3 protein-coding genes and 1 pseudogene are annotated in these 5,087 nt (G+C 65.0%); 3 read left to right on the top strand and 1 reads right to left on the bottom strand.

Annotated elements, in window-relative coordinates; all coding sequences use genetic code 11:
• A pseudogene (locus tag XI09_RS08965) lies at positions 1 to 116 on the bottom strand (uracil-DNA glycosylase); the annotation flags it as partial.
• A gap of 136 nt (positions 117 to 252) precedes the next feature.
• On the opposite strand from XI09_RS08965, the gene XI09_RS08960 reads away from it, so the two are divergent.
• The 3 genes from XI09_RS08960 to XI09_RS08950 all read left to right on the top strand — a co-directional run bounded on the left by XI09_RS08960 (position 253) and on the right by XI09_RS08950 (position 4,922).
• The gene (locus XI09_RS08960) at positions 253 to 1,914 is read left to right on the top strand and encodes an electron transfer flavoprotein-ubiquinone oxidoreductase (RefSeq protein ID WP_271566515.1); all 1,662 of its coding nucleotides are present in this window, start codon (positions 253 to 255) and stop codon (positions 1,912 to 1,914) included.
• Between the two features lie 298 nt (positions 1,915 to 2,212).
• Entirely contained in the window at positions 2,213 to 4,009 is a 1,797-nt protein-coding gene (locus tag XI09_RS08955; protein WP_271566514.1) for a tetratricopeptide repeat protein, read from the top strand.
• A gap of 28 nt (positions 4,010 to 4,037) precedes the next feature.
• On the top strand, positions 4,038 to 4,922 hold the full coding sequence (locus XI09_RS08950; RefSeq protein ID WP_271566513.1) for a 4-(cytidine 5'-diphospho)-2-C-methyl-D-erythritol kinase: 885 nt from the start codon (positions 4,038 to 4,040) through the stop codon (positions 4,920 to 4,922).
• The last annotated feature ends 165 nt before the right edge of the window (positions 4,923 to 5,087 follow it).

The raw sequence follows: 5,087 nt of genomic DNA, 5'->3' as shown, positions 1-5,087 counted from the left end.
GGGGCGTCCATTTCCGCCAGGCGGTCTATCGGCTCCTCCGCGAGCGCGCAGTCGACACCGGCCTCCAGATAGAAGGCGAGAAGCTCTCGGACGGTGGGGGCGGGTTCGGGGATCATGGGAAAGTCAGACTTTTTATATCAGTTTGGGGCGCCTTGCATCCCACCGGAACGCATTTCCGTGGTTGTCCTACCCGGAAAAATCGGAAACAAGGGGGCGCAAACGACCGAGGACCGTCTCAAGGGCTGAGATCAGATGAGCACCGAAGAACTTCCCCCGCGCGAATCCATGGAATTCGACGTCGTCATCGTCGGCGCCGGCCCCTCGGGCCTGTCGGCCGCGATCCGGCTGAAGCAGCTCAACGCCGATCTCAACGTCGTGGTGGTGGAGAAGGGCTCCGAGGTCGGTGCGCATATTCTCTCCGGCGCCGTGATCGACCCGGCCGGGCTCGACAAGCTCGTTCCCGACTGGCGCGAGGATTCCGACTGTCCGCTGAAGACGCAGGTCAAGGACGACCGCTTCTACTGGATGACGGGCGGCGGCGCGATCAAGCTGCCGAACTTCATGATGCCGCCACTGATGGACAACCATCACTGCTACATCGGCTCGCTCGGCAATGTCTGCCGCTGGCTGGCGCGCAAGGCCGAGGCGCTCGGCGTCGAGATCTATCCGGGCTTCGCCGCGGCCGAGGTGCTCTATGACGAGGAGGGCAAGGTCAGGGGCATCGCCACGGGCGACATGGGCGTCGGCCGCGACGGCAAGCCGAAGGACTCCTTTACGCGTGGCATGGAATTGCTCGGCAAGTACACGCTGTTCGCCGAAGGCGCCCGCGGCAGCCTGACCAAGCAGCTCATTGCGAAGTTCGCGCTCGACTCCAAGAGCGAGCCGACGAAGTTCGGTATCGGCCTCAAGGAAGTCTGGCAGATCGATCCCGCCAAGCACCAGAAGGGTATGATCCAGCATTCGTTCGGCTGGCCGCTCGACCTGAAGACCGGTGGCGGTTCGTTCCTCTATCACTACGACGACAATCTCGTCGCCGTCGGCTTCGTCGTGCATCTGAACTACGACGATCCCTATTTGTCGCCATTCGACGAGTTCCAGCGCTTCAAGACCCATCCGTCGATCCGCGGCACCTTCGAAGGCGGCAAGCGGCTCGCTTATGGCGCGCGCGCCATCACCGAGGGCGGCTACCAGTCGGTGCCGAAACTGAGCTTCCCCGGCGGCGCGCTGATCGGCTGCGCGGCCGGCTTCGTCAACGTCCCGCGTATCAAGGGTGTGCACAATGCGATGGGCACCGGCATGCTGGCCGCCGAGCATGTCGCAGCGGCGCTTGCGGCCGATCGTGCCAATGACGAGATCGTCGAGTACGAGAACGCGTGGCGTTCCTCCTCCGTGGGCAAGGACCTCTTTCTGGTCCGCAACGTCAAACCGCTGTGGTCGAAGTTCGGCACCGTGCTCGGCGTCGCGCTCGGTGGCTTCGACATGTGGTGCAACACGCTGTTCGGCGCCTCGCTGTTCGGTACCCAGTCGCATTCCAAGCCCGATCGCGCGACGCTCGACCCGGCCAAGAACCACGCGCCGAAGAACTACCCGAAGCCGGACGGCAAGATCTCGTTCGACAAGCTGTCGTCGGTATTCCTGTCCAACACCAATCACGAGGAGGATCAGCCGGTCCATCTCAGGGTTGCCGACATGAACCTCCAGAAGACCTCCGAGCACGACGTGTTCGCCGGTCCCTCGAATCGCTATTGCCCTGCCGGCGTCTACGAATGGGTCGAGGAGGGCGCGGGCCCGCGCTTCCAGATCAACGCCCAGAACTGCGTCCACTGCAAAACCTGCGACGTGAAGGACCCCAACGGCAACATCACCTGGGTTCCCCCGGAGGGCGGCGGCGGCCCGAACTACGAGGCGATGTAAGAGCGGGCCAATCGGCGCGGACCATGTCGCAAAGGCTGATCTGGCGCACGTTCGCGTGAGAACCGGGCCGCGGCCACCTGTCGCGGCCACGATAAGGCCATAGTGGCGGCGTCTTGGGGCGCTCTTGTCCGATTTGGGGCGTTCGGAGGCGATCGCCCGGTCCGAATCCTTGCGGTAAACCGCCAAAAGCGGCATTGTCCGACCCGACGGTTCCGGGTCCCGATGCCACCGGCCGCGTTCGCATGCGAGACGGCTTTCTGCTGCAAACCCAGGCACTACCAACTCAAGGCGAGCCCTGATGTTTTCAAATCGCTTCAACCGCTGGACTGTTGCCGCCATCGCCCTCATGGGCACAGCGATAGCGACGGTCCCCGGCAGGGTCCTGGCGCAGACGCCGGATCATCCGTCCGATACGGCGGCGCAGTTTCCGACCCGGAACGATCTGAAGTCGCTCACGACCTCCGGCAGCTATCTCGCCGCCCGCCACGCCAGCGTCGAGCGCGACGCGGCCTCGGCGGCCGCCTTCTACCGCTCGGCGCTCCGCACCGATCCGAAGAACAACGAGCTGCTCGACCGTGCCTTCATCTCCTCGGTCGCCGACGGCGACATCGACGAAGCGGTCAAGCTCGCCGAGCGCATCCTCACCATCGACAAGACCAACCGCGTCGCGCGCCTCGTCGTCGGCGTGCATGATCTGAAGCTGAAGAAGTACGCGACCGCGCAGACCAACATCAACCAGTCGATCCGCGGCCCCATCACCGATCTCGTCGCCACGCTGCTGTCGGGCTGGGCGGCCTATGGCGCCGGCGATTCCAAGGGTGCTGTCGCCACCATCGACAAGCTGGCCGGTCCGGAATGGTATCCGCTGTTCAAGGATCTCCACGCCGGCATGATCCTCGAGCTCGCCGGCAAGGAGAAGGACGCCGGCACGCGCTTCGAGCGCGCCTACAAGCTCGACGATTCCATGCTGCGCGTCACCGAGGCCTATGCGCGCTGGCTGTCGCGCAACAAGGATTCAGCCGCCGCGACCACCGTCTACCAGGCCTTCGACAAGAAGCTCGCCCGCCATCCGCTGATCGTGGAAGGCCTGCGCGACACCAAGGCAGGCAAGAAGCTGCCGCCGCTGGTCGATTCCGCGCAGGCCGGCGCTGCGGAAGCGCTCTACGGCATCGGCGCGACGCTGACCCGCCGCGGCGGCGAGGATCTGGCGCTGGTCTATCTCCAGCTCTCGCTCTACCTCCAGCCGACGCATCCGCTGGCGCTGCTCTCGCTCGCCGATCTCTATGAATCGGTGAAGCGGCCGCAGATGGCGATCAAGGTCTATGAGCGGGTGCCGTCGACCTCGCCGCTGAAGCGCAACGCGCAGATCCAGCTCGCCATTGATCTGGATTCCGCCGACCGTACCGACGAGGCGATCAAGATCCTCAAGGGCGTCACCACTGAGGATTCCAAGGATCTCGAAGCCATCATGGCGCTCGGCAACATCGAGCGCGGCCGCAAGAAGTTCGGCGACTGCGGCGCGACCTATTCGCAGGGCGTCGACGTGCTGCCGGCCGGCAACGACAAGGCCAACAGCGTCTGGTACTATTATCGCGGCATCTGCGAGGAGCGCTCTAAGCAGTGGGGCAAGGCCGAGGCCGACATGAAGAAGGCGCTCGAGTTGCAGCCCGACCAGCCGCATGTCCTCAACTATCTCGGCTATTCCTGGATCGACCAGGGCGTGAATCTCGACGAAGGCATGAAGATGATCAAGCGCGCCGTCGAGCAGCGTCCCGACGACGGCTACATCGTCGATTCCCTTGGCTGGGCTTACTACCGCATCGGCAACTACGAAGAGGCGGTGAAGAACCTCGAGCGCGCGATCGATCTCAAGCCCGAGGATCCCACCATCAACGATCACCTTGGCGATGCCTATTGGCGCGTCGGCCGCACGCTGGAAGCCAAATTCCAGTGGTCGCACGCCCGCGATCTCAAGCCCGAGCCGGATGAGCTTCCGAAGATCGAGGCCAAGATCGCCAACGGCCTGACTGAGGACAATTCGAACTCTTCGGCCGCGCAGGCGGAGAAGAAGAAGGACGACGGCAAGGGCGGCTAAGCTGAGTGAAGTTGGGGGCGTGTCGCCGATGCCGGCGTTGATTGAAGATGGGCGCGCGAAGGTCAATCTGAGCCTTCGCGTGGTCGGCCGTCGTGCCGACGGTTATCATGATCTCGAAAGCGTGGTCGCCTTCGCCGATTGCGCCGACCGGCTCACGCTGGAGCCGGGCGGCGAACTGAAGCTCGCCACCACCGGGCCGCTGGCCGCAGCGTGCGGCGATACCGCCGACAATCTCGTGTTCAAGGCGGCCAAGCTTCTGGCCGAGGCCGTGCCGAACCTGAAGCTGGGCGCCTTTGCGCTCGACAAGGTGCTGCCCGTCGCCGCCGGCATCGGTGGCGGTTCGGCGGATGCAGCGGCAGCGCTGCGGTTGCTGGCGCGGCTCAACAATCTATCGCTCGATGATCCCCGCCTCCAGAAGGTCGCGCTCGCAACCGGCGCCGACGTGCCGGTGTGCCTGCTCTCGCGTGCCTGCGACATGACCGGCGTCGGTGAGCAGCTGCTGCCGCTCGCGCTGCCGAGCATGCCCTGCGTGATGGTCAATCCGCGCGTGCCGGTGGCGACCAAGGACGTGTTCCAGGCGCTGGGGCTGCGCAACGGCGAGCTGCTGGTCGGCGCCACCTCCGTCCTCGGAGCTCCGGCCTGGCCGGAGGAGGGCGCCTCGATCGCCGACTGGGTCGAGGTTCTCGAAACCGTCGCCAACGACCTCGAAGCCCCCGCGATGCGCATCGAGCCTGTCATCGGCGAGGTGCTGGAGGCGCTCCGTGACTCCGCCGGCGTCAAGCTCGCCCGCATGTCCGGCTCGGGGGCGACCTGCTTTGCGATCTATGGCGCGCCGGCCGAGGCCCATGCTGCGGCCGAAAGGATCCGGCGCGATCACCCCGGCTGGTGGGTGCATGCGGGCACGTTGAGCTAGGCATTTCCCCGACGACGGTGCGTAGCCCGGATGAGCGTAGCGACATCCGGGATTCGTGCTTGCGGCTTCCCGCATGTCGCTGCGCTCATGCGGGCTTCTGTAACGGGCCTTGGTTAGTCAATCCCTTTTTGCGTCATCCTCTCGCCGGGAACCTGCTTCTGTACG

This window comes from Bradyrhizobium sp. CCBAU 11386, assembly GCF_028128955.1.
Classification (GTDB): domain Bacteria; phylum Pseudomonadota; class Alphaproteobacteria; order Rhizobiales; family Xanthobacteraceae; genus Bradyrhizobium.
The sequence above is the reverse complement of the archived record's forward strand: the minus strand, read 5'-3'. Positions and strand labels throughout refer to the sequence as shown.

Bases quoted from the DNA above. Each gene is read 5' to 3' on its own strand.
- XI09_RS08955 (WP_271566514.1), top strand. From the start codon at position 2,213: ATGTTTTCAAATCGCTTCAACCGCTGGACTGTTGCCGCCATCGCCCTC.
- XI09_RS08950 (WP_271566513.1), top strand. From the start codon at position 4,038: ATGCCGGCGTTGATTGAAGATGGGCGCGCGAAGGTCAATCTGAGCCTT.
- XI09_RS08960 (WP_271566515.1), top strand. From the start codon at position 253: ATGAGCACCGAAGAACTTCCCCCGCGCGAATCCATGGAATTCGACGTC.